Source organism: Kitasatospora sp. NPDC058190 (genome assembly GCF_042883685.1).
Taxonomy (GTDB): Bacteria; Actinomycetota; Actinomycetes; order Streptomycetales; family Streptomycetaceae; genus Kitasatospora.
Window position 1 is genome coordinate 104,374 of record NZ_JBHVVI010000011.1, and the last position, 23,422, is coordinate 127,795.

25 protein-coding genes and 1 pseudogene are annotated in these 23,422 nt (G+C 72.8%); 15 read left to right on the forward strand and 11 right to left on the reverse strand.

Annotated features, from left to right (window positions below; genetic code table 11):
* Positions 1-95 precede the first annotated feature (95 nt).
* The 5 genes from ACFVWU_RS07655 to ACFVWU_RS07675 all read right to left on the reverse strand — a co-directional run bounded on the left by ACFVWU_RS07655 (position 96) and on the right by ACFVWU_RS07675 (position 3,855).
* Positions 96-830 (reverse strand): hypothetical protein, encoded by a 735-nt coding sequence (locus ACFVWU_RS07655; RefSeq protein WP_387616861.1) that lies wholly within the window; start codon positions 828-830, stop codon positions 96-98.
* A gap of 93 nt (positions 831-923) precedes the next feature.
* Positions 924-1,523, reverse strand: coding sequence for a nucleoside triphosphate pyrophosphatase (locus tag ACFVWU_RS07660; RefSeq protein ID WP_387616862.1), 600 nt, complete (start codon positions 1,521-1,523; stop codon positions 924-926).
* A 47-nt stretch (positions 1,524-1,570) separates the two neighbouring features.
* Positions 1,571-1,711, reverse strand: coding sequence for a morphogenic membrane protein MmpB (gene mmpB, locus ACFVWU_RS07665; protein WP_380610560.1), 141 nt, complete (start codon positions 1,709-1,711; stop codon positions 1,571-1,573).
* A 282-nt stretch (positions 1,712-1,993) separates the two neighbouring features.
* Positions 1,994-2,215 carry an acyl-CoA carboxylase subunit epsilon gene (locus tag ACFVWU_RS07670; RefSeq protein ID WP_387616863.1) on the reverse strand — a complete coding sequence of 74 codons (222 nt, stop codon included), beginning with the start codon at positions 2,213-2,215 and terminating at the stop codon, positions 1,994-1,996.
* Positions 2,216-2,244: 29 nt separating this feature from the next.
* Positions 2,245-3,855, reverse strand: coding sequence for an acyl-CoA carboxylase subunit beta (locus tag ACFVWU_RS07675; RefSeq protein ID WP_387616864.1), 1,611 nt, complete (start codon positions 3,853-3,855; stop codon positions 2,245-2,247).
* A 201-nt stretch (positions 3,856-4,056) separates the two neighbouring features.
* Between ACFVWU_RS07675 and ACFVWU_RS07680 the strand changes: the two genes are divergently transcribed.
* The 4 genes and pseudogenes from ACFVWU_RS07680 to ACFVWU_RS07695 all read left to right on the forward strand — a co-directional run bounded on the left by ACFVWU_RS07680 (position 4,057) and on the right by ACFVWU_RS07695 (position 9,054).
* A complete protein-coding gene (locus ACFVWU_RS07680; protein ID WP_387616865.1) occupies positions 4,057-4,950 on the forward strand; it encodes a biotin--[acetyl-CoA-carboxylase] ligase in 894 nt (297 codons plus the stop codon).
* A 173-nt stretch (positions 4,951-5,123) separates the two neighbouring features.
* On the forward strand, positions 5,124-6,245 hold the full coding sequence (locus ACFVWU_RS07685; protein WP_387616866.1) for an adenylate/guanylate cyclase domain-containing protein: 1,122 nt from the start codon (positions 5,124-5,126) through the stop codon (positions 6,243-6,245).
* A gap of 406 nt (positions 6,246-6,651) precedes the next feature.
* A pseudogene (locus ACFVWU_RS07690) lies at positions 6,652-7,809 on the forward strand (diguanylate cyclase domain-containing protein); the annotation flags it as partial.
* Positions 7,810-8,661: 852 nt separating this feature from the next.
* Positions 8,662-9,054 carry a hypothetical protein gene (locus ACFVWU_RS07695; RefSeq protein WP_387616867.1) on the forward strand — a complete coding sequence of 131 codons (393 nt, stop codon included), beginning with the start codon at positions 8,662-8,664 and terminating at the stop codon, positions 9,052-9,054.
* Here ACFVWU_RS07695 and ACFVWU_RS07700 read toward each other — a convergent pair.
* Positions 9,032-9,652 carry a TetR/AcrR family transcriptional regulator gene (locus ACFVWU_RS07700; RefSeq protein ID WP_387616868.1) on the reverse strand — a complete coding sequence of 207 codons (621 nt, stop codon included), beginning with the start codon at positions 9,650-9,652 and terminating at the stop codon, positions 9,032-9,034. The genes ACFVWU_RS07695 and ACFVWU_RS07700 overlap by 23 nt on opposite strands.
* Positions 9,653-9,776: 124 nt before the next feature.
* On the opposite strand from ACFVWU_RS07700, the gene ACFVWU_RS07705 reads away from it, so the two are divergent.
* Together ACFVWU_RS07705 and hutH are read left to right on the forward strand one after the other, a co-directional pair.
* On the forward strand, positions 9,777-10,955 hold the full coding sequence (locus tag ACFVWU_RS07705) for a macrolide family glycosyltransferase (protein WP_387616897.1): 1,179 nt from the start codon (positions 9,777-9,779) through the stop codon (positions 10,953-10,955).
* Positions 10,956-11,058: 103 nt separating this feature from the next.
* The gene (hutH, locus tag ACFVWU_RS07710; protein ID WP_387616869.1) at positions 11,059-12,645 is read left to right on the forward strand and encodes a histidine ammonia-lyase; all 1,587 of its coding nucleotides are present in this window, start codon (positions 11,059-11,061) and stop codon (positions 12,643-12,645) included.
* A gap of 46 nt (positions 12,646-12,691) precedes the next feature.
* Here the strand turns inward: hutH and ACFVWU_RS07715 are convergent, their stop codons facing one another.
* Positions 12,692-13,120: a hypothetical protein gene (locus ACFVWU_RS07715; RefSeq protein WP_387616870.1), complete on the reverse strand. Its 429-nt coding sequence runs from the start codon at positions 13,118-13,120 to the stop codon at positions 12,692-12,694.
* 230 nt (positions 13,121-13,350) lie between these two features.
* Here ACFVWU_RS07715 and ACFVWU_RS07720 point away from each other — a divergent pair, with 230 nt between their 5' ends.
* Both ACFVWU_RS07720 and ACFVWU_RS07725 read left to right on the forward strand, forming a co-directional pair.
* A complete protein-coding gene (locus ACFVWU_RS07720) occupies positions 13,351-14,220 on the forward strand; it encodes a MurR/RpiR family transcriptional regulator (protein WP_387616871.1) in 870 nt (289 codons plus the stop codon).
* A 73-nt stretch (positions 14,221-14,293) separates the two neighbouring features.
* Positions 14,294-14,617, forward strand: a complete 324-nt coding sequence (locus ACFVWU_RS07725; protein ID WP_380610570.1) for a hypothetical protein — start codon at positions 14,294-14,296, stop codon at positions 14,615-14,617.
* A gap of 1 nt (position 14,618) precedes the next feature.
* On the opposite strand, the gene ACFVWU_RS07730 is transcribed toward ACFVWU_RS07725, so the two are convergent.
* Positions 14,619-15,191, reverse strand: coding sequence for a Uma2 family endonuclease (locus ACFVWU_RS07730; protein ID WP_387616873.1), 573 nt, complete (start codon positions 15,189-15,191; stop codon positions 14,619-14,621).
* A gap of 180 nt (positions 15,192-15,371) precedes the next feature.
* Between ACFVWU_RS07730 and hutU the strand changes: the two genes are divergently transcribed.
* Genes hutU through hutI form a run of 4 tightly spaced genes read left to right on the forward strand, consistent with a single transcriptional unit; the run spans position 15,372 to position 20,809 of the window.
* Positions 15,372-17,042, forward strand: a complete 1,671-nt coding sequence (gene hutU / locus ACFVWU_RS07735; RefSeq protein ID WP_387616875.1) for a urocanate hydratase — start codon at positions 15,372-15,374, stop codon at positions 17,040-17,042.
* 17 nt (positions 17,043-17,059) lie between these two features.
* Positions 17,060-18,241: an allantoate amidohydrolase gene (locus tag ACFVWU_RS07740; protein ID WP_387616899.1), complete on the forward strand. Its 1,182-nt coding sequence runs from the start codon at positions 17,060-17,062 to the stop codon at positions 18,239-18,241.
* The gene (locus tag ACFVWU_RS07745) at positions 18,232-19,599 is read left to right on the forward strand and encodes a formimidoylglutamate deiminase (protein WP_387616877.1); all 1,368 of its coding nucleotides are present in this window, start codon (positions 18,232-18,234) and stop codon (positions 19,597-19,599) included. Before ACFVWU_RS07740 ends, ACFVWU_RS07745 begins: the two co-directional genes overlap by 10 nt.
* Before the next feature lie 34 nt (positions 19,600-19,633).
* Positions 19,634-20,809 (forward strand): imidazolonepropionase, encoded by a 1,176-nt coding sequence (gene hutI / locus ACFVWU_RS07750; RefSeq protein ID WP_387616879.1) that lies wholly within the window; start codon positions 19,634-19,636, stop codon positions 20,807-20,809.
* Between the two features lie 52 nt (positions 20,810-20,861).
* Here the strand turns inward: hutI and ACFVWU_RS07755 are convergent, their stop codons facing one another.
* Both ACFVWU_RS07755 and ACFVWU_RS07760 read right to left on the reverse strand, forming a co-directional pair.
* Entirely contained in the window at positions 20,862-21,059 is a 198-nt protein-coding gene (locus ACFVWU_RS07755; RefSeq protein ID WP_387616881.1) for a DUF397 domain-containing protein, read from the reverse strand.
* A complete protein-coding gene (locus tag ACFVWU_RS07760) occupies positions 21,052-21,915 on the reverse strand; it encodes a helix-turn-helix domain-containing protein (protein WP_387616883.1) in 864 nt (287 codons plus the stop codon). Before ACFVWU_RS07760 ends, ACFVWU_RS07755 begins: the two co-directional genes overlap by 8 nt.
* Positions 21,916-22,196: 281 nt before the next feature.
* Here ACFVWU_RS07760 and ACFVWU_RS07765 point away from each other — a divergent pair, with 281 nt between their 5' ends.
* The 3 genes from ACFVWU_RS07765 to ACFVWU_RS07775 are packed head-to-tail and all read left to right on the forward strand — an operon-like array spanning position 22,197 to position 22,926.
* Positions 22,197-22,559, forward strand: coding sequence for an ATP-binding protein (locus ACFVWU_RS07765; protein WP_387616885.1), 363 nt, complete (start codon positions 22,197-22,199; stop codon positions 22,557-22,559).
* Positions 22,556-22,807: a hypothetical protein gene (locus tag ACFVWU_RS07770; RefSeq protein ID WP_387616887.1), complete on the forward strand. Its 252-nt coding sequence runs from the start codon at positions 22,556-22,558 to the stop codon at positions 22,805-22,807. The genes ACFVWU_RS07765 and ACFVWU_RS07770 overlap by 4 nt, the downstream gene beginning before the upstream one ends.
* Positions 22,795-22,926, forward strand: a complete 132-nt coding sequence (locus tag ACFVWU_RS07775) for a hypothetical protein (protein ID WP_387616889.1) — start codon at positions 22,795-22,797, stop codon at positions 22,924-22,926. Before ACFVWU_RS07770 ends, ACFVWU_RS07775 begins: the two co-directional genes overlap by 13 nt.
* A gap of 381 nt (positions 22,927-23,307) precedes the next feature.
* Here ACFVWU_RS07775 and ACFVWU_RS07780 read toward each other — a convergent pair.
* Positions 23,308-23,422: integrase core domain-containing protein (locus ACFVWU_RS07780; RefSeq protein ID WP_387616901.1), on the reverse strand; the 115-nt coding region annotated here is incomplete at its 5' end.

The following is a 23,422-nucleotide window of genomic DNA, read 5'->3' on the forward strand; positions in this document are numbered from 1 at the left end:
GAGGCCGGTGCGGTGGGACCGAGGCGGTCGACGGTGGGTGACCGGCGGGCGGCGTGGCGGGACGGTGTCATGGGACACACCTTCCCGCAGCCCGCTTAAGCCGTGGTCGAGGCGGCGGCGGGGCGCCGCAGCGCCTCGGCCGTCACGTCGGCGACGAGCTCCACCATGTCCGGCCCGTACGCCTCCGGGTTGACCACCCGCAGGACGAGCGCGAACGTTCCGTTCCGGCCGTACGTGCGGGCGAGTTCGCGGTGGTGGGACACCAGGTAGCGCACCCCGGCCTGGTTGGCGGTGCCGGTCTGGCCGGAGATCAGGAACACCGGCCGACCGTCGTCCGGGGTGGCGATCCGGGCCAGCAGGGTGTGCGCCTGGTCCTGGTCGGCGCGGAAGTCGCGGTCGCCCACCACGAGCACGTTGCTGCCCGGACCGGGACCGGAGGTGACCAGCACCCCCGGCAGGCCCCAGGCCAGGTGGGCGGCCATCCGGTCGTTGCTGACCGGACCGCCCAGGCACAGCTCGGTCTTGGTGCCCAGGCCGCGGTGCGCGGCGTCGTGGGCGACCAGTTCGGGCCGGGCACCGCACTCCTCGACCAGCCCGGCCAGCCACATCAGCGCGTAGGCGTCCCGACGGGTCACGGTGTGCGCGTGCGAGCCCGTCCCGACGCTGCGGGGCACCACGATCAGGCACTCGCTGCCGGACGGCAGCCCGAGGAAGCCCCGCACCCGTTCGATCCTGCGGCGCCGCCGCAGGGCCTGGGCCAGCCAGCCCAGGGCGGCGCTGATGGCGCTGGCCACCAGGCCGAGCACCACGTTGAGCACGCTGTCGGTCATCGCCGCGTTCCCTCCCCGTTCGAACGCCGCTCAGCTTAGGGGTGCACCTGCCGGGTGCGGCAGGTCGCTCGGTCCACGGATCGGCCCCGGCGGTCAGGCCCAGAGATCGACCAGCCGGACGTCCAGGTCGGCGAGCAGCCGGCGCAGCAGCGGCAGGGACAGGCCGATGACGTTGCCCGGGTCGCCGTCGATGCCGTCGATGAACGGCGCCGAGCGGCCGTCCAGGGTGAACGCCCCGGCCACGTGCAGCGGTTCGCCGGAGGCCACGTAGGCGGCGATCTCCTCGTCGTCCGGGGTGCCGAAGCGGACGGTGGTGGAGGCGGTCGCCGAGGACTGCCGACCGGTGACGGTGTCGATCACGCAGTGGCCGGTGCGCAGCACGCCGGCGCGGCCGCGCATCGACTGCCAGCGGGCCAGCGCCTCGGCGGCGTCGGCGGGCTTGCCGAGGGCCTCGCCGTCCAGCTCCAGGACGGAGTCGCAGCCGATCACCAGCTCGCCGGCGGTCAGTTCGGCGGCGACGGCCTTCGCCTTGGCCTCGGCCAGGACGAGGGCGAGCTCGGCGGGGGAGGCGGCGCTGATCGCGTCCTCGTCGACGCCGCTGACCACCACGCGGGGGTCGAGCCCCGCCTGGCGCAGCAGCCCGAGGCGGGCGGGGGAGGCGGAGGCGAGGACGAGGGGGCGCTGGTCGGTCATGCCCACCAGGGTAGGGGGTGCCGGTGTCCGCCGTTCGGGTGAACGGTTCAGGTGAACGACCGGGCGATCATGATCAGGACGGCGCCCACCAGCACCAGGGCGGCGAGCACCTTGCCGGCCCGCTGCATCCGTTCCTGCATGCGGCGGGCCTCGGGCGAGGGCTCATCGCGGGGGTCTGACCAGAGCACCCGTCCAGAGTGCGCCGCGCGGGGGCCGGGCGCCTGAGTATCCGTACTCAGGTTTCGGGCAACGAGGGGGAACGGGCGAGTCCCCGCCCCGAGCCGAAGGGCGCGCCGGGATTCCCGCCCCGAGCCGAAGGGGCGCGCCGGTGCCGAAAGGGAGAAGCGAGGGAGCGACGAGGGAGCGCCGACCGTCGGCACCGGGTCAGAGCGCCCCGGAGGCGAGCGGGCGAACAGCAGAGCAGGAAGTCGGGCTTTCCGACTTCCTGCTCTGCTGATGCGCGAGTCAGCTCAGTGCGCCCAGCCCGACGTCCGCCAGGCGTTGACGCCCGGGTGGACGGCGGGGCGGAGCAGGCGGGAGCGGTCGTTCCAGGGGGAGGCCGGGCCGACGCCGGCCTGGCGCGCCGCCTCGGCGGCGGCCTGCGCGGCGGCGGCCCGGGCCTGGACCACCGCCAGGACGGTGGCGAGCTCCTCGGGGGTCGGCTGCCCGTGCAGCACGTGGATCGGGGACATGGCGTGTTCTCTCCCGACAGGGATGGGGCCTACAGAGGGATGTTGCCGTGCTTCTTGGGCGGCAGCACCTCGCGCTTGCCGCGCAGGGCCCGCAGACCCCGGACGATGTGCCGGCGGGTCTCGCTCGGGGCGATCACCGCGTCGACGTACCCGCGCTCGGCGGCCAGGTACGGGTTCAGCAGGGTGTCCTCGTACGAGGCGATCAGCTCGGCCCGCTTCTCCTCGACGGTGCCGACCGCCTCGGCCTCGGCGATCTCCCGGCGGTGCAGGATGTTGACCGCGCCCTGCGCGCCCATCACCGCGATCTGGGCGGTCGGCCAGGCCAGGTTGAGGTCGGCGCCCAGGTGCTTGGAGCCCATGACGTCGTACGCGCCGCCGAAGGCCTTGCGGGTGATCACGGTGATCAGCGGGACGGTGGCCTCGGCGTAGGCGTAGATCAGCTTGGCGCCGCGGCGGATGATGCCGTCCCACTCCTGCTCGGTGCCGGGCAGGAAGCCGGGCACGTCGACGAAGGTCAGCACCGGGATGTTGAAGGAGTCGCAGGTGCGGATGAAGCGCGCGGCCTTCTCGCTGGCGTTGATGTCCAGGCAGCCGGCCAGGTCCATCGGCTGGTTGCCGACGATGCCGACCGCGTGGCCCTCGACCCGGCCGAAGCCGGTGATGATGTTGCCCGCGTACAGCGGCTGGGTCTCCAGGAACTCGCCGTCGTCGACGATGTGCTCGATCACCTTGCGCATGTCGTACGGCTGGTTCGCCGAGTCCGGCACGATCGTGTCGAGTTCGAGGTCCTCGTCGGTGATCGAGAGATCGGCCTGCTCGGGGTAGGACGGCGGGTCGCTCAGGTTGTTCGAGGGCAGGTACGAGAGCAGGCTCTTGACGTACTCGACCGCTTCCTTCTCGTCCGTGGCCAGGTAGTGGGCGTTGCCGGACTTGGTGTTGTGGGTGCGGGCGCCGCCCAGCTCCTCCATGCCGACGTCCTCGCCGGTCACGGTCTTGATCACGTCCGGGCCGGTGATGAACATGTGCGAGGTCTGGTCGGCCATCACCACGAAGTCGGTGATCGCGGGGGAGTAGACCGCGCCGCCGGCGCAGGGGCCCATGATCAGCGAGATCTGCGGGATGACGCCCGAGGCGTGCACGTTGCGGCGGAAGATCTCGCCGTACAGGCCGAGCGATACCACGCCCTCCTGGATCCGGGCGCCGCCGGAGTCGTTGATGCCGATGACCGGGCAGCCGGTCTTCAGCGCGAAGTCCATCACCTTGACGATCTTCTCTCCGAAGACCTCGCCGAGCGAACCGCCGAAGACGGTGAAGTCCTGGGCGAAGACCGCGACCTGGCGGCCGTCGACGGTGCCGTAGCCGGTCACCACGCCGTCGCCGTACGGGCGGTTCTTCTCCTGGCCGAAGTTGGTCGAGCGGTGCCGGGCGAACTCGTCGAACTCGACGAAGGAGTCCTCGTCCAGCAGCTCCACGACCCGCTCGCGGGCGGTCAGCTTGCCCTTGGCGTGCTGCTTCTCCACGGCCTTGGCCGAGCCGGAGTGCACCGCCTCGTCGAGCCTGCGCCGCAGGTCGGCGAGCTTGCCGGCGGTGGTGTGGGGGTCGTACGGCGCCTCGGTCATCCGGTGGCTCTCCCTGATCATGGGCCGCGGCCTGTTCGATTGCGCGCGGGCCGGAGTCGGGGGCTCGCGCACGAGGGCAGGGCGGCGCTGCGAACTACCGTTGAGTAGCGTAGCCAGCGCGCAGGGCTACGCGTCATGTCCTGGCCTTATGGTCATCGACACAGTGTGTTAACGAGCGTTATGCGGGACGATATGGCGGACTGCGCCTCTAGTGTGCTGCCCATGACCGCACCCGACACCCCCCGCCGCAGCGGACTGCGCGGCTTCGGCCGTACCGGACCGTCCCCCTGGACCGACCTGGACCGGCCGCCGCTGGACGAGGAGGCGCTGCGCCGGGACCTGGTCGTCCCGGGCGGGCTCTGGACCTCGCTGGACGTCGTCGCCGAGACCGGCTCCACCAACACCGACCTCGCCGAGCGGGCCCGGGCCGGTGCCCCGCAGGGCGCGGTGCTGGTCGCCGAGGCGCAGAGCGCCGCGCGCGGGCGGCTGGACCGGCAGTGGAGCGCCCCGGCCCGCTCCGGGCTGTTCCTGTCCTTCCTGCTGCGCCCCGAGGAGGTGCCGGTCGAGCGGTACGGCTGGCTGCCGATCCTGGTCGGGGTGGCCGCCGCCAGCACGCTCGGCCGGGTGGCCGGGGTCGAGGTCGGGCTGAAGTGGCCCAATGACCTGCAGGTGGAGATCGACGGCGCGGAGCGCAAGCTCGGCGGCATCCTCACCGAGCTCAGCGGCGGCGCGGTGGTGGCCGGGATGGGGCTGAACGTCTCGCTGCGCGCGGAGGAGCTGCCCGTTCCCACCGCCGCCTCGCTCGCGCTGGCGGGCGCCGAGACCACCGACCGCTCCGTCCTGCTGCGCGCCCTGCTGCGCGAGTTCGCCGAGCTGTACGGCGAGTGGACGGCCGCGGCCGGGGACCCGCACGCGAGCGACCTGATGCGCGCGTACGTGGACCGCTGCACCACCCTGGGCCGACGGGTGAAGGTGCACCTGCCGGGCGATCGCGAGCTGGTCGGCGAGGCGGTGGCGATCGACGGGGACGGCCGCCTGGTGGTCCGTACCGCCGACGGCGCGCGCCGGGCGGTCGGCGCGGGGGACGTGGTGCACGTCCGCCCCGAAGCCCCCTGAACGGCAGTCTTCACCTCCCCTTGACTCGGGCGGATGCCCCGGATCACGGGATTCCGTGCGAACATTCCACCTGGCAGCGGTGTGAGGCGCGCCACTGCCCGCCCGGGTGGCGGGCGGCGCGCCCGGACAGGTAGGAAACGAGGCAAGTGCGGCAACCGCACGGGGACGGACCGGTGGCAGGGGACGGCAGCGGCGGGACGGCGGGCAGCCACGACCCCACGGTCGCGCTCGAACTGGAACGCCTGATCCTGGACGCGCCACGCCGCTACACCCCGTACCAGGCCGCGCGCGCCGCCGACGTCCCGATGGAGCTGGCCACCCGCTTCTGGCGGGCGATGGGCTTCCCCGACATCGGCCAGTCCCGGGCGCTCACCGACGGCGACGTGATCGCGCTGCGGCGCCTCGCCGGCCTGGTCGAGTCCGGTCTGCTCAGCGAGTCGATGGCGATCCAGGTGGCCCGTTCCACCGGCCAGACCACGGCCCGGCTGGCCGGCTGGCAGATGGACACCTTCCTGGAGAACCTCACCCAGTCCGCCGAGCCGGGGCTGACCCGCGCCGACGTCGCGTACCCGCTGGTCGAGCTGCTGCTGCCGGAGCTGGAGCAGTTCCTGGTGTACGTCTGGCGGCGCCAGCTGGCCGCCGTCACCGGCCGGGTGGTGCAGGCCGCCGAGGACAACGAGATCACCAGCGGCCGGCTCGCGGTCGGCTTCGCGGACCTGGTCGGCTTCACCCGGCTGTCGCGGCGGCTGGAGGAGGAGGAACTCGGCGAGCTGGTCGAGACCTTCGAGAACACCTGCTCCGACCTGATCGCCGGGCAGGGCGGCCGGGTGATCAAGACGCTCGGCGACGAGATCCTCTACGTCTCGGAGGACCCGGCGACCGCCGCCGAGATCGCGCTGAGCCTGATCGAGGCGCTGGCCGAGGACGAGACCATCCCGGCGCTGCGGGTCGGCATGGCCTTCGGGACGGTCACCCAGCGGATGGGCGACGTCTTCGGCACCACGGTGAACCTGGCCAGCCGGCTCACCTCGATCGCGCCCAAGGACGCGGTGCTGATCGATGGGCAGTTCGCCGCCGCGCTGGAGCAGAACGGCAGCGTCGCCCCGGCCGACTCGGAGGGGCCGGGTCTGGCGGAGGCGCTGTCGGTGGCCGCCGGGATGCCCGCCTCCGGGCTGCCGGTGCCGGGGCCGGACGCGGGGGCCCGGTTCCACCTGCAGCCGATGTGGCGGCGGCCGGTGCGGGGGCTGGGGCTGGTCGAGCCGTGGCTGCTGTCGCGGCGGCTGAAGCCGGAGTAGCGGGCGGGTGCCTCCTCCTGGTGCCTTCTCCTGGGGGCTCCTCCTGGAGGCTCTTCCTGGGCTCCTCCGGCGGCCGGGTCGGGGAGGGGCTTCGGGGGTGCTCCGAGGGGTACCCGAGTCCGGGGAGGGCCTCCGAGTGGCCGAACGGTTGAAAGCCGTACGGTCCGCTGCGGGTCCCTCCGGGCAAACGGGGCATAACCGAACGAAATCGCCATAGTCTTGGTGCAAGCGGCCGGACGGGTGCGATCGGCTTCGGGGGTCTGGCAGGACCGAGCACAGGGAGCGAGGCGAGCCGGTGAGCAGTGAGGCGATCATGACGGACCGCGGCTGCGACTGCGATGGCCCGCGCCGCCCCGACCCGCTGCCCGACCTGCGGCTGCAGTCGGTGGTCGAACTCGCCCAGGACATGGCCGGCGCGCTCACCCCGCTGGAGGCCGTCCGGGCCGCCGCCGCCCGGGCCACCGAGGCGCTCGGCGCCACCATGGCCGCCGTCTCGGTGTGGGACCGCGAGTCCGGCCGGCTGCGGGTCCTGGTCAACCACGGAGCGCTCGCCCCCGGCGAGGAGGAGCTGCCGGAGGACGAGTCGTACCCGGTCGCGGACTTCCCGGAGATCGTGACCTACCTGGAGGAGCGCTGGACCACCGGGCGCCTGCCCCGCGCCTGGCTGCAGACCGCCGAGAACGTCGAACCGCACGCCGGACACACGCATCCGACCGCCGGCGCGTACTGCCGGGAACGCGCCGCGGCGCTGCGCCGGCGCGGACGGGCCTGCTGCGTGGTCGCGCCGATCGTGCTGCACGGGCAGGCCTGGGGCGAGCTCTACCTCGCCCGGTCGATCGGAACGCCCGAGTTCACCCAGGCCGACGCCGACTACGCGACCCTGCTCGCCGCCCAGGTCTCGGCCGGACTCGCCCAGACCGAGCGCCTCGCCGACCTGCGCAAGCTCGCCTTCTCCGACCCGCTCACCGGCCTGGCCAACCGGCGCGCCGTCGACGCCCGGCTGGAGAGCGCGCTGGAGGCGCACAACCGGGACAACACCGTGGTCTCGCTGGTGGTCTGCGACGTCAACGGGCTGAAGCGGGTCAACGACCAGCTCGGCCACGAGATGGGCGACCGGCTGCTGGAACGCTTCGCCCACCAGCTGTCGCTGGCCGCCGCCAAGCTGCCCGGCAGCCTCGCCGCCCGGCTCGGCGGGGACGAGTTCTGCCTGCTGGCGGAGGGGCAGAAGGCCGACGAGGTGGTCACCGTCGCCGAGGAGCTGTGCGCGCGGGCGCTGGCGCTGTCCGAGGGGGAGGGGGTTGCCTGCGGCGTCGCCTCCACCGGGGACTCCATCGGGCCGGTCACCACCCCCGACCGGCTCTTCCGGCTCGCCGACGCCGCCCAGTACCGGGCCAAGGCCGCCCGCGCCGCCCACCCCGTCGTCGCCGGGCGCAGCCACGGCCCCGGTTTCTCGCCCGACCCCACCGTGCTGCTCGCCGACGCCGCCGACCCGCACCACCGCGCCGACGGCCGCCGCGGCCCCGGTGGGCGGGCCGGTGCGGCGGACCGGCGGCGCTTCCGCGGCGCCGCCCACAGCGCCGACCCCGGGCAGCTGCTCACCGCCGTCCTCGCCGCCCTCGACCAGGCCGCGGCCGCCCGCGCCGTCCACCCGGCCGACACTCTCGCCAAGCTGGTCGTGGTCGCCGAGACCTCCGCCCGGCTGCTCGACGCGGTCGGCTGGTGGGTCTCCTACGTCTCGCCCGGCTCCCAGCTGATGCGCACCTCCCAGCACGCCGTCTACCGGATGACCAGCGGGCCCAGCAGCACCCGCGCCGAGACCCAGCGCGCCCAGATCGAGGCCCCGGACGCCGTCTTCGACCTCCGCCACTACCCGATGACCCGCCGCGCCGTCCGGGGCGGCGCCTTCGCGCTCCGCGCGGGCGCGGCGGGGAACGACCCGGCGGAGGAGGCCATGCTGGTCGTCTCCGGTTACCGGGGGATGGTCGCGGCCGGTGGGCAGAACGCGGCGGGGGGCTGGCTGGTGGAGCTGTTCGCCGACGACGCGACGCTGCCGTTGGGGCAGGTCGCCTGCGCGATGCGGGCGGTGGTGGCGGTGGCGTTGGCGGGGGCGGCTTCGCCGCCGGCGATGTGAGGGAGCGGGGGATCGTGGTGGTGGGGGGCCTGGTGGAGCTCTTCGCCGACGATGCCGCTGAATTGATCGGCAACCCGCCCGCTCCGTAGGGCGTGATCCGCGTTGCGCCGGCTGCCCCTTGACGGCCGGGCGTTGCCTGCCGGTGCCCCGTCCGGCGGCGGGGTGGCGGCGCTTTGTGCCGGTTCGGTGACCGGGGTGTCGCGGGTGGGTCGCGGTTGGGGGCGAGGGCTGCCGCGGGTGGGTGGCGCGGTGGGATGGTGGCGGGGATGGACCGGGGAGTGGGGGTTGGCGGTGGGCGGACGGCTGGTGGGCGCGGCGGTGGCCGGGGTGCTGGTGCTCGGCGGCGGGGTGGCGACGGCCGCCCCGGCGTCGGCGGCGTCGGTGGTCCTACCGGCGGCTCCGGCGGCTCCGGCGGCCCCGGCGGGCCAGACGGGTCCGACGCCGATCCGGGCCACACCCGTACGGACGGCCCCTGAGCGGGCGCCGCAGCTGGGGGTGGGCCTGCGGGCGCACCGGATCACGGACCATGCCGCGACGCGGCGCACCCGGAAGGTCCGCCGCAGCGTGGTCGGGCGGGCGCTGGACGCGGTGTTCGGCTGGTTCGCGGTCGCGGCGCTGGTGGTCCTGCTGGTCGTCGTGCTGCTGGTGTATGCGGTCAGACGTCGGAACGGACGTTAGCGACAGGCGGGTTGAGGGCCCGTAGGGCGGCGTCGACCAGGCGGTCGGCGTGTTCGTGGGTGAGCGGGCCGAGTCGGTACTGCCAGCGGTAGTGGAGCGGGCCGTAGAGCAGTTCGACGGCCAGGTCGAGGTCGGCGTCGGGGGCGAGCTGGCCGGCCTCGCGGGCGGTGCGGAGGCGGTCGCGGGTGATCTCCAGCAGCGGGTCCAGCAGGCGGGTGCGGTACTCGGTGTGCAGCGCCGGGTCGTTGAGGATCTCGGCGATGATGGCGCGGTAGGTGCGGTCGGCGCCCGGGTCGGTGAGCTCGTCGCTGGTGGGGCGCAGGACGGCCCGCAGGTCGGCGGCGAGGTCGCCGGTGTCGGGGAGCGCGAGGCCGCCCTCGTGCGCGTTGACGGCGAGGAAGGCGTCGAAGACGACGGCGCCCTTCGAGGGCCACCACCGGTAGATGGTCTGCTTGCCGACGCCGGCCCGGGCGGCGATCGCCTCGATGGTCAGCTTGCTGTAGCCGACTTCGGCGACGAGTTCGGTGGCGGCGGCGAGGACGGCGGCGCGTGCGCGCTCGCTGCGGCGGGCGGGGTCGGGGGCGGTTCTGGAAGCCATGGGAAAAATTCTATGCGCAACGACGAGACGAGACGTATTGTCTCTTCAAGACTCCACGAGACGATACGTCTCGTCTTCATCGCCACCCCCGGAGGTGCCCGTGAACCGCCCCGCACACATCCTGATGGTCTCCGTTCCGGCCCATGGGCACGTCAACCCCAGCCTCGCCGTGATCACCGAGCTGGTCGCCCGGGGCCACCGGGTCAGCTACATCAACGACCCGTCCTTCCGCGAGATCGTCGAGTCCACCGGCGCGGCCTTCGTCCCGTACTCGACCAGGCTGCCGCTCGCCGACGACCCCGTCGACTGGCCGGAGGACCCGGTGGCGATCCAGGACGTGTTCCTGGACGACACGCTGTCGATGTGGTCCGCCCTGCTGGAGGCCTTCAAGGGCGACCGCCCCGACCTGGTGCTCTACGACATCGCGGGCTTCGCCGGACGGGCGCTCGGCGAGCGGCTGGGCGTGCCGGTGGTGCAGCTGTCCTCCAGCTTCGTCGGCTGGGACGACATCGAGGAGGACATGGCCGAGGTCTTCGAGGCGATCCGCAACGGCCCCGGCGGCCCCGAGCACTACCGCCGGTTCGCCGACTGGCTGGCCGAGGCCGGCGCGGTGGAGCGCGACGTGGAGGCCTTCAAGAACCGCCCCGAGCGGTGCATCGCGCTCGTCCCGCGCGCGCTCCAGCCCCACGCGGACCGGGTCGACGAACGGCGCTTCAGCTTCGTCGGACCCTGCTTCGGCGACCGCGCCCACCAGGGGCGGTGGGAGCGCCCGGCGGACGCCGAGAAGGTGCTGTTGGTCTCGCTGGGCTCGGCCTTCACCCACCAGCCCGCCTTCTACCGGGCCTGCGTCGAGGCCTTCGGGGACCTGCCGGGCTGGCGCGTCGTGCTCCAGATCGGCAAGCACACCGAACTGGCCGAGCTCGGCGAGGTGCCGGACACCGTCGAGGTGCACCGGTGGGTGCCGCAGCTGTCGGTGCTCTCCCAGGCGGACGCCTTCGTCACCCACGCGGGCATGGGCGGCTCCAGCGAGGGGCTGTCCCACGCCGTGCCGATGATCGCGGTACCGCAGGCCGCCGATCAGTTCGCCAACGCGGACGCCCTGGTGGGCCTCGGCGTCGCCCGCCGACTGGACGCCGAGCAGGCCACCGCGGAGGCGCTGCGTGCCGCGCTGCTGGACCTGGTCGGAGACCCGGCGGTGGCCGAACGGCTGAGGGCGCTGTCCGCCGCCGGCCGCGCCGAGGGCGGCACTCGGCGGGCGGTGGACCTGATCGAGGCCGAGCTGAAGGGTCGGCCGATGGGTTAGTGGAGACCCCCGGGGTGCGGCGCGGATCGGGGCGTCGGAGAATCCGGATGGTGAGCAGCTGTTGTCATATCTTCATTCACCTGCTGTGATTGTGTATATGGATATGCACAGTGCTGTGGCCCCCGACGCTCCGCTGGTCCAGGTCGGCAAGGCCGACGTCAGTGCGGAGGACGTGCTGGCCGTCGCCCGGGGCAATGCCCGGGTCGAGATCGGTCCCGACGCGCTCGCCGAGATGGCGGCCGCCCGAGCGCGGATCGACGCCCTCGCGGCCGAGCCGCGCCCCGTCTACGGCGTGTCGACCGGCTTTGGCGCGCTCGCCGTCCGGCACATCAGCCCCGAGCTGCGCGCCCAGCTGCAGCGCTCGCTGGTGCGCTCGCACGCGGCCGGCATGGGCCCGGCGGTCGAGCGCGAGGTGGTCCGCGCGCTGATGTTCCTGCGGATGAAGACGCTGGCCTCCGGCCGTACCGGCGTACGGCCGCTGGTCGCGCAGACCATGGCCGCCCTGCTCAACGCGGGCATCACCCCGGTGGTCCGCGAGTTCGGCTCGCTCGGCTGCTCCGGAGACCTCGCGCCGCTGTCGCACTGCGCGCTGGTGCTGATGGGCGAAGGCACCGCCACCGGCCCGGACGGGGAGGAGAAGCCCGTCGCCGAGCTGCTCGCCGCCGCCGGCATCGAGCCGGTCGAGCTGCTGGAGAAGGAGGGCCTGGCCCTCATCAACGGCACCGACGGCATGCTCGGCATGCTGGTGATGGCCATCGCCGACCTCGGCCGCCTGTTCACCACCGCCGACATCACCGCCGCGATGAGCCTGGAGGCGCTGCTCGGCACCGACAAGGTGCTCGCCCCCGAGCTGCACGCCCCGATCCGCCCGCACCCCGGCCAGGCGCTCAGCGCCGCCAACATGCTGGCCGTGCTCAAGGACTCCGGCCTCACCGGCCACCACCAGGACGACGCGCCACGGGTCCAGGACGCCTACTCGATCCGCTGCGCCCCGCAGGTGGCCGGGGCCGGCCGGGACACCCTGGCGCACGCCCAGCTGGTCGCCTCGCGCGAGCTGGCCGCCTCGGTGGACAACCCGGTGGTGCTGCCGGACGGCCGGGTGGAGTCCAACGGCAACTTCCACGGCGCGCCGGTCGCCTACGTGCTGGACTTCCTCGCCATCGCGGCCGCCGACCTCGGCTCGATCTCCGAGCGCCGTACCGACCGGCTGCTCGACAAGGCCCGCTCGCACGGCCTGCCGGCCTTCCTGGCCGACGACCCGGGCGTGGACTCCGGCCTGATGATCGCCCAGTACACCCAGGCGGCGCTGGTCAGCGAGAACAAGCGGCTCGCCGTCCCGGCCTCGGTCGACTCGATCCCGTCCTCCGCGATGCAGGAGGACCACGTGTCGATGGGCTGGTCGGCGGCCCGCAAGCTGCGCCAGGCGGTGGAGAACCTGGGCCGGATCCTGGCCGTCGAACTGACCGCCGCGGCCCGCGCGCTGGAGATCCGTCAGCAGGCCGACCCGACCGACTCGGCCGGCCGACTGGCTCCGGCCACCGCGGCCGCGCTGGCCGCCGCCCGCGCGGCGGGGGTCGGCGGTGCCGGTCGGGACCGCTTCCTCTCGCCGGACCTGGAGGCCGCCGCGGCGTTCGTCGCCTCCGGTGACCTGGTGCGCGCGGTGGAGCGGGTCACCGGACCGCTGGCCTGAGATGTCGTGGGCGCGGGGTGGCGGGGACCGGTCCGCAGGAGGAGGCCTAGTCCCAGTCGCCCCGCGGTCGGCGGTCGGCGCGGTCGCGGCGGTTGCCGAGCGCGGCGGCGAAGTTGACCCCGACGATGCCCGCCCAGCAGACCAGCAGGCCGGCGAAGCCACCGCCGCTGGGGTTGCTGGCGATCGCGGTCAGCGGGATGCCGAGGGCCAGCGAGACCACCGCCAGGCGGTTGCCGGACCGGCCGGGGGCCCAGCCGCGGCGGTCGCGGCCCCGGTCGCGGTCCCGGTCCCGGTAGGAGGGCGCGTAGTCGTCCATCCGATCGGCGACCGAGCGGTCGACCCGGGAGTCCAGGCGGGCGTCGAGGCGCTTCATGAAGGAGTCGACGAGTTCCTCCTCGTACTCCTTGCCGAGTTCCTTGCGGGCCTGCAGGGTGGCGTCGAGGTCGCGCCGCAGATCGTCCTGGCGAGTGTCCATGCCCATAGCCTGGGGCCGCCGCAGAGCCCGGTCCATCCGTTCGCGGGGGGAATCCGGGCGGGGTCAGGGAGAAATCAGGGTTACCCCGAGCCCCGCCGGTCCGGGCGGGACCGCTGTCCGAACTCCGGGACGTCTCAAGGGACGTTCCGCCGTACGAGACGGCTTTGCCAGGCGCGCCGCGCTGCTGCACAGTCGTCGTCCGAACCGCTCGCATCCGGAGGTACCCGCTGATGACCGCCATCGACGAGGCCGGCACCGTCGGCGCCTCCGCCCGGCTGCTGCAGCTGTTCGAAGGGCATCGGCTGACGCCCACCCAGCGGCGGATCGCGCACTCGCTGGTCCGGCACGCCACCGAGGCGCCGTTCCTGTCCAGCGTCGAGGTGGCCGAGCTCGCCGGGGTCAGCCAGCCCTCCGTCACCCGCTTCGCGGTCGCGCTCGGGTACGACGGCTACCCGGCACTGCGCAAGCAGCTGCGCGAACTCGGCGTCGGCGAGCCGGCCGCGCCGGAGACCCCGGCCGACGCGGTGCGCAACGAGCACCAGCAGGCCGTGCTCGCCGAGATCGAGCACCTGCGCCACCTCGCCGAACTGCTCGCCGACCCCGAGCCGATCACCCGGGCCGCCCGGCTGCTCGCGGCCTCCCGCCCGCTGCCGGTGCTCGGCCTGCGGGCCGCCTCCGCGCAGGCGGGCGGCTTCGCGTACTTCGCGTCCAAGGTGCACCCGGACATCCGGCTGCTGGACGAGGGCGGCAGCATGCTCGCCGACCGGCTGGAACAGGCCGCGGCGGCGGGTGCCACCGCGCTGCTCTGCTTCGCGTTGCCGCGCTACCCGCGGGAGTTGATGGACGCGCTGGCGGTGGCTCGGGAGTGCGGACTGACCGTGCTCACCGTGGCCGACAGCGCCTTCTCGCCGGTCGCCAAGCTCTCCGACCTGATGCTGCCGGCGGCCGTCGGCACCGGGCTGGTCTTCGACACCGCCTGCGCGCCGATGATGCTCGGCCGGGTGCTGCTGCAGACCATGTGCGACGAACTCCCGGGCGCGGAGGCGCGGTTGGAGGCGATCGAGCAGTCGGCGGCGGCCCGGGGGCTCTTCTTGGAATAGCCGCAGCCTGGAACGGCGGCCGGGGAGTACTCGGCACGAACCCGGGCATCCCCTACTGCAGGGGGTGCCGCCCATGCGCGTGATCCACGAGATGAAGTTCGTCGCCCGCCTGGCCTCGGGCGCTGACGAATGGTCCTGCCCCGCCTGCGGACGCCGTGTCACCCTGCGGCGCCTGCCCGATCCCGAACTGACCGTCCTCGACCCGGGCGACGAGTCCGCCGTGCACGTCGGCGTCATCGAACCCGACGCCCGTGCCGCCGCGGCCGCCGAGAGGTACGGCCTCGGACCCGTCCAGAACATCCCCCGCCCGCCGTCCCCGCCCGCCCCCGACGCCGCCGACCGCCGCTGGCTGGCCGAGATCGGCATCGACTGGGACGGCGGCGACGCTGCGGCCTGACTCAGCTGCGGGGGGTGTAGAGCGGAAGACCGGAGGTGTCCAGCTCGGCGGGCAGCGGCGAGGGCAGCGGGACGGCCTCGCCGTACTTGCCGTGCAGGACGCCTTGGTATTCGCCGTCGCTCGGGTGCGTACGGAGTGTCCAGGTGCCTTTGCGGGGGTCGACTGCGAGGAGGACCGGCACGCCTGCGATCGCGTACCAGCTGGTCTTGGCCGTGATGAGGCTGACTCGCTCAGAGGTGGAGATGACCTCGACGGCGAGCTCGACATCGTGCGGGTCGGCCAGCCAGTTGTCGTCGTCCTCCCAGTCGGATGGCAGGACGACCAGATCCGGTGTCGCGTAGTCCTCCGCGTTGTCCGGCATGTTGATCGACGAGACCTCGTAGGCGCCGAGACCGGCCGGGAGTTTGGCGTCGAGCTGGCGCGACAGGCGCTTGACGGTCCCCGCGTGCTTGCCGCGAGGGGTCGGGGAGATCACCAGTGTTCCTCCGATGATCTGGACGCGAAGTCCCGTGCTCTGCTCGATCTCCTCCGCCACATCCCGGAGTCTGCCGGGCCGCACGCTGATGGCCGTCATCGTTCCTCCGCTCCCTGGTGCTGGGCCGAGTGGCTGGTGTTCGCCGGGTTCAGGCTAGCGCGCCAAGTCGACCGGTGCCGTGGCTGATCGGATTGTTTTGGGGTCTGGTCGAAAGTCGGCTGTTTAGATATATTCAGTCGGACCAAGATTGAATGAATCCATCCGCAGGGAGGCCGGGACATGGTGCAGCAGCAGACGAGCGGACCGCGAGAGGTGCGTGCGGCGCGCGGGACGGGACTCACGACGCAGGGGTGGCAGCAGGAGGCCGCCCTGCGGATGCTGATGAACAACCTCGACCCCGAGGTGGCCGAGCACCCGTCGAAGCTGGTGGTCTACGGCGGCACCGGCAAGGCCGCCCGCGACTGGCGCTCCTTCGACGCCATGGTGAAGACGCTGCAGGGGCTGAAGCAGGACGAGACCATGCTGGTCCAGTCCGGCCGGCCGGTCGGCGTGATGCAGACCCACGAGTGGGCGCCGCGCGTGCTCATCGCCAACTCCAACCTGGTCGGCGACTGGGCCAACTGGGAGGAGTTCCGCCGCCTGGAGAGCCTCGGGCTCACCATGTACGGCCAGATGACCGCCGGCTCCTGGATCTACATCGGCACCCAGGGCATCCTCCAGGGCACCTACGAGACCTTCGCCGCCGTCGCCAACAAGCGCTTCAACGGCACGCTGGAGGGCACCATCACCCTCACCGCCGGCCTCGGCGGGATGGGCGGCGCCCAGCCGCTGGCCGTCACCATGAACGGCGGCGTGGCGATCTGCATCGACTGCGACCCGTCCCGCATCTCCCGCCGGATCGAGCACCGCTACCTGGACGTCGAGGCCAAGGACCTCTCCCACGCGCTGGAGCTCGCCACCGCCGCCCGCGACAAGCGGCAGCCGCTCTCCATCGGCGTGCTGGGCAACGCCGCCGAGCTGGTCCCGCAGCTGCTCGCGATGGACGCGCCGATCGACATCGTCACCGACCAGACCAGCGCCCACGACCCGCTCAGCTACCTGCCGGTCGGTGTTGCTTTCGACGACATGGCCGACTACGCGGCCGCCAAGCCCGCCGAGTTCACCCAGCGCTCGCGCGAGTCGATGGCCAGGCACGTCGAGGCGATGGTCGGCTTCCTGGACCGCGGCGCCGAGGTCTTCGACTACGGCAACTCGATCCGCGGCGAGGCCCAGCTGGCCGGCTACGACCGCGCCTTCGCCTTCCCCGGCTTCGTCCCGGCGTACATCCGCCCGCTGTTCTGTGAGGGCAAGGGCCCGTTCCGCTGGGCGGCGCTGTCCGGCGACCCGCAGGACATCCACAAGACCGACAAGGCCGTCCTCGACCTCTTCCCGGAGAACGAGTCGCTGGCCCGCTGGATCAAGATGGCCCAGGAGAAGGTGCACTTCCAGGGCCTGCCCGCGCGCATCTGCTGGCTCGGCTACGGCGAGCGCGACAAGGCCGGCGAGCGCTTCAACGACATGGTCGCCTCCGGTGAGCTGTCCGCCCCGATCGTGATCGGCCGCGACCACCTGGACTGCGGCTCGGTGGCCTCCCCGTACCGGGAGACCGAGGCGATGCTGGACGGCTCGGACGCGATCGCCGACTGGCCGCTGCTCAACGCCATGGTCAACGTGGCCTCCGGCGCCTCCTGGGTGTCCATCCACCACGGCGGCGGTGTCGGCATCGGCCGCTCGATCCACGCCGGCCAGGTCACCGTCGCCGACGGCACCGCGCTGGCCGGGGAGAAGATCCGCCGGGTGCTCACCAACGACCCGGGCATGGGCGTCATCCGGCACGTGGACGCCGGCTACGACCGGGCCACCGAGGCCGCCGCCGAGCGCGGGGTCCGCGTCCCGATGGGCGAACTGTGAGTGACTCCTTCCTGGAGATGTGGGCGGAGCTGCTCCCCGTGGGCCGCTCCGCCTCCTCCGGCGGCTACCGCCGCTTCGCCTGGAACTCCGCCGACGCCGAGTGCCGCGCCTGGTTCGAGCAGCAGGCCCGCAGTCGAGGCCTGACGTACGAGCTGGACCGCAACGGCAACCAGTGGGCCTGGCTGGGCGACCCGACCGCGCACGGGGCGGTCGTCACCGGCTCGCACCTGGACTCCGTCCCGGACGGCGGCGCCTTCGACGGGCCGCTCGGGGTGGTCTCCTCCTTCGCCGCGCTGGACGAACTCCGCGCCAGGGGAGCCGAGCTCACCCGGCCGCTGGCGATCGTCAACTTCGGTGACGAGGAGGGCGCCCGGTTCGGCGTGGCCTGCATCGGCTCCCGGCTGACCGCCGGGGTGCTCTCCCGCGAGGACGCGTACGAGCTGCGCGACGCCGACGGTCTGCGGCTGCCCGACGCGATGGAGAGGGCGGGCTACGACCCGACCGCGATCGGCGCGGACGACGAGCGGCTGGCCCGGATCGGTGCCTTCGTCGAACTCCACGTCGAGCAGGGCCGCCACCTCACCGAGGGGCAGCCGGTCGGCGTGGCCAGCGCGATCTGGCCGCACGGCCGGTGGCGGTTCGACTTCCACGGCGAGGCCAACCACGCCGGCACCACCCGGATCGAGGACCGCCGCGACCCGATGCTGACCTTCGCCAACACCGTGCTCGCCGCCCGCAAGAAGGCGAAGCTCGCGGGTGCGCTGGCCACCTTCGGCAAGGTCGCGGTCGAGCCCAACGGCACCAACGCGATCGCCTCGCTGGTGCGCGGCTGGCTGGACTCCCGGGCCGCCGACGAAGCCACCCTCACCGAGCTGGTCGCCGAGATCGAGCGGGCCGCCGCCGAGCGCGGCGGGCGCGACGGCGTCCGGGTCGAGCTGACCCGCGAGTCCTACACCCCGGTGGTGGACTTCGACGGCCCGTTGCGCGACCGGCTCGCCAAGCTGCTGGACGCCCCGGTGCTGCCCACCGGCGCGGGACACGACGCCGGCATCCTGGCGTCCGCGGTCCCGACCGCCATGCTGTTCGTGCGCAACCCCACCGGCGTCTCGCACTCCCCGGCCGAACGCGCCGAGGAGGCCGACTGCCTGTCCGGGGTCGCCGCCCTCGCCGACGTACTGGAGGACCTGGCGTGCCACTGACCGCATCGACCCCGGTGACCTACTGGGCGCAGTACGCCTGGCTGCCGCACGACGACGGGCCGGTGGTCGGGCAGGACGTGCTGATCGCCACCGGCCCCAGCGGCCGGATCACCTCCGTGACCCCGGACAGCGGCCCCTGTCCGCCCGGCGCCGTCCGCCTCGACGGCCTGCTGGTGCCCGGCCAGGCCAACGCCCACTCGCACGCCTTCCACCGGGCGCTGCGCGGGCACGTCCAGGTCGGCTCCGGGACGTTCTGGACCTGGCGCGACACCATGTACCGGTTCGCCGGCGCGCTCGACCCGGACAGCTACCTGGAGCTGGCCACCGCCGTCTACGCCGAGATGGCGCTCGCCGGGATCACCGCCGTCGGCGAGTTCCACTACCTGCACCACGCGCCCGGCGGCGCCCGCTACACCGACCCGAACGCGATGGGCGAGGCGCTGATCGAGGCGGCCGCCCGGGCCGGCATCCGGATCACCCTGCTGGACACCTGCTACCTGTCCTCCGGCTTCGGCGCCGAACCGACGCACCCGCAGCTGCGGTTCAGCGACGGCGACGCCGAGGCCTGGGCGGTACGGGCGGACGCGCTCAAGCCCCGCGAGCACGCCCGGATCGGCGCCGCCATCCACTCGGTCCGGGCCGTCCCGGCCGAGCAGCTGGGCACCGTCGCGCACTGGGCGTCGATGCGCAAGGCCCCGCTGCACGTCCACCTGTCCGAGCAGACCGCCGAGAACGACGCCTGCCTCGCCGCGCACGGCGTCACCCCGACCCGGCTGCTCGCCGACCACGGCGCGCTCGGCCCGCGCACCTCGGCCGTGCACGCCACCCACCTCACCGACGAGGACGTCCGGCTCCTCACCGACTCCTCCACCACCGTCTGCATGTGCCCCACCACCGAACGGGACCTCGCGGACGGCATCGGCCCGGCCCGCCGGCTGGCCTCGGCGGGCAGCCCGATCACCCTGGGCAGCGACAGCCATGCGGTGATCGACCCGTTCGAGGAGGCCCGCGCGCTGGAGCTGAACGAGCGGCTGCGCACGCAGACCCGCGGCCACTGGACAGCAAACTCGTTGCTGCGGGCCGGCGGCGAGGACGGGCACGCCTCGCTGGGCTGGCCCGAGGCCGGGCGGATCGAGGCCGGGGCGCTCGCCGACTTCACGGCGATCGCGCTGGACACCGTCCGTACGGCGGGCCCGCCGCCCCGGCTCGGCGCCGAGATCGCCGTCTTCGCGGCCTCGGCGGCGGACGTGCGGGACGTGGTGGTCGGCGGGCGGCACGTCGTCCGGGACGGCGTGCACCAGCTGGTGGCCGACGTGCCGGGGGCGCTGCGCTCGGCGATCGGCGCGCTCGGCCACTGATTTCCCTGTCCAACTCCCTTCGGAAGGCGTTGTCTTGAGCACCAGGACCACCTTGATCACGGGCATCGGCAGCCTGGTCACCAACGACCTCGGACACGGCACCGGGCCGCTCGGCCTGCTGGCCGACGCGGCCGTGGTGGTCGACGGCGACACCGTCGCCTGGGTCGGCCCGGCGGCGCAGGCCCCGGCGGCGGACGAGCGCTTCGACGCCGGGGGCCGGGCGCTGCTGCCCGGCTTCGTCGACTCGCACGCCCACCTGGTGTTCGCGGGCGACCGCACCGCCGAGTTCAACGCCCGGATGTCCGGGCAGTCCTACTCGGCGGGCGGCATCCGCACCACGGTGGCGGCGACCCGGGCGGCGAGCGACGCCGAACTGGACGCGAACGTGGCGGGGTTCGTCCGGGAGGCACTGCGGCAGGGCACCACCACCATCGAGTGCAAGTCCGGTTACGGGCTGACGGTCGAGGACGAGGCCCGGGCGCTGCGGATCGCCGCGAAGCACACCCCGGAGACCACCTACCTGGGCGCCCACATCGTGGCCCCCGAGTACGCCGAGGACCCGGCCGGCTACGTCGACCTGGTCACCGGCGAGATGCTCGACGCCTGTGCGCCGCACGCCCGTTGGGTGGACGTGTTCTGCGAGAAGGGCGCCTTCGACGGCGACCAGGCGCGGGCCGTCCTGGCGGCGGGCATCGAGCGCGGCCTCACCCCCCGGGTGCACGCCAACCAGCTCACGTACGGGCCCGGCGTGCAGCTCGCGGTGGAGCTGGGGGCCGCCTCGGCGGACCACTGCACCCACCTGACGGACGAGGACGTGGCGGCGCTGGCCGGTTCGGCGACGGTGGCGACGCTGTTGCCGGGGGCGGAGTTCTCCACGTGCGCCGAGTACCCGAGCGGGCGGCGGCTGTTGGACGCGGGCGCGGTGGTGGCGCTGTCGACGGACTGCAACCCGGGCTCCAGCTTCACGAGTTCGATGGCGTTCTGCATCGCGGTGGCGGTGCGGGAGATGGGGATGACGCCGGACGAGGCGGTCTGGTCGGCCACGGCGGGCGGCGCGCACGCGCTGCGGCGCAGTGACGTGGGGTCGGTCGCGGTCGGCTCGCGGGCGGACCTGCTGCTGCTGGACGCGCCCTCGCACGTGCACCTGGCGTACCGGCCGGGCGTGCCGCTGACGGCGGCGGTCTGGCGGGCGGGCGTCCGGGAGGTCTAGGACCCGTAGACGGCCCCAGCGCCCCCGGGGTGGCGGGCGCTGGGGCTCTTCGCTAGTTGGTGGTGAGGTGGTCGAACTCGCCTGCCTTGGCGCCTTGGAGGAAGTCGGCGAGGCTGGGGCGGGTGGTCCGGACGATGACGTCACCCTCGTCGGACTCCCGGAGCTCGATCACCCCTTCTCGTGCGCGTACCTCGACGCAGTTGCTGGCTGCTTCGCTGAAGCTGGATTTCTGCCACTCTGAGCTATTCATACCTGTCGTTCAGTTCCTTCATGATCGAGCGAATGTAATCTCGCGACTCGCTCTCCGGGAGCGCGACGGCTTCGATGCGCTCAAAGATTGCGCGATAGCCCGCCAGCTGGGCGGGTGAGTCGAAGATGTGGGAACCGTGGGACGAGTCAGCCTGGACCGTATCCAGCTCCGGCACTGGCCCCTCCGCGTAGATCAGGTTCTCACTGGGGCCAGGGAAGTCGGCCGTATCGAACGGTACGACTCGCAGCGAGACTCCCGGAAGCTCGGAGTCTTCGACGAGGGAACCAAGCTGTTCCCTGAGTACTGCGGGGCCGCCGTACTGAATTCGCAGCGCCGCCTCGTGGACCAGTGCAACGTACGGCGTTTCACCGGATCGAATAGTTTGCTGCCTCCGCAGGCGGAACCCCACCCTGCGATCGACCTCGCGACCGGGGAGAGGGGTGAAACCTCTCGCGAACACGGCGGCGGCATAGGGGACCGTCTGAAGCAGCCCCGGGATGAAGCCGATGTTGAAGCTCTTGAGCCTCTTCGCATGTCCCTCCATTTCCGCCACATCAATGGGGGCGGCTGTGAGGGCGTTGCGATACTCATCCCACCAGGCCCGATCTCGCTCCCGGGCCATCCCGGCGAGCGCGTCGACCAAGGGCGCGTTGGCGCACATACAAGCCTCCGCGATCTCGTGCAGGCGCTCCACGCTGACGGCGGACTTCCCGTTCTCCATCTGCGTCACCAGAGCTGGAGTCACACCGAGCAAACGGGCGAGGTGGCTGCCTGCGAAGCCGGCCTGCTCTCGCATCCTCCGCAGTTCAGCGCCGAGCCGACGCTGGCGAAGGGTCGGGTTCTGGCGGTTGGCCATGGCGTCCTTTCTGCCGGTACAGGCGCCAGTCTGCCGTGCCGCGCGCAGGGGTGGCCATCCGAGGGATGACTCCATCGGGGGAACCTTCGCGCATCGAGCTTAACGTTAAGCTCCGATGCGCTATCGTCATTCTCAGATCGATCCGACGGATCGTCAGTAATGCCTGCATCCATGGCAGTAGGCGCCTGCTGCCCGCGCGCCGCAGAGCAGCCGCACCTGGCCTGGCTCACGGCGACGACCGTCATCACCTCTCCCCACACCACAGCCTCACGGAGGTTCCCGTGTGCATCCGTAACACCCCTTCGCTCACCCTCTCCCGGCAGGCCTTGCGGGACGCCATGGCCCGCAACGGCTGGGGCGCCGAGACCATCTTCAACGCCGAACTCGCCCTCTGCGAGCTGATCGTCAACGCCTGGCGGCACGGCGACACCCCCGCGCCCGTCGTCTGGTTCTCCATCGTCAACCGCACCCTCCGGGTCACCGTCTCCGACGAGAGCGACGCCCTTCCCCAGCTGCGAACGTCCTCCGACCTCGCCGAGACCGGGCGGGGCCTCCAGCTCGTGGAGGGCTTCACCCACCGCTGGGGCGTCGACCCGCAGAAGCGCGGCAAAACCACCTGGTACGAGCTGGACTCCCTCGCGTGACCCGCGACCCCATCGCGCCGGACGACCCCCGGATGCGCGACTACACCGAGCCCCAAATCACCACCCTCCTGGGCGAGTTGCACCGGCGCGGCCTGCCGCACGGGCTCCTCTGGGGCTCCGCCACGGCCGGCGAGACGACCCTCGACGGCCGCATCCTGATCGACTTCGGCAACGCGCCCGTGAGCACCCTGCTCAACCTCCTCCACCTGCTCCGCGACCTGGAGAAGGACGAGGCGTGGCACCGGTGAAGTTCTTCGTCGGCGCGATCCTCCTCGCCCTGCTCGCCCTCGCGATCGCCACCGTGGCCCTCGGCGTCGTCGCGACCCTCAAGATGCCCCACCCCGAGGAGCGCGACGACCAGCGCTGAAACACGCGAAGGCCCTCGCCCACCCAGGGCGAGGGCCTCGTGGGCGCCTTTGCGCGCTGCTGCGGTTGGTTGCCGGGGAGGCTTTTCGCGTTCGCCCCGCGCCCTCTTGCGTTGGTTGGCTGGTGGGTTGATAGTCGTGCAACCGAGCGCAATCAGGTCGACACAAGGAGAGAGCATGAGGTTGCGTTTCCTGGGGATCATTCCGAACACTCCCGTTGACGACTCGCCGACGATCTGGCTGGACGAGGCCACTGGGGATCTGCTGATCCAGTCCTACAGGGCCAAGGAAGACGAGGTGAGGGCGTGCCAGGAGGTCGGGTCGATCCCCGGGCACAGCACGGATGTTCCGGGGGCTTCCCCCGGGAATGTGGACACCGGGTGCTATGCAGCGACGGCCAGCGTAACTGATCTCTGCTCGTAGGCGATCGGGGTCATGTGGTCGAGGGAGGAGTGCCTCCTCCAGGTGTTGTATCGGTTGATCCATCGGAAGACCGAG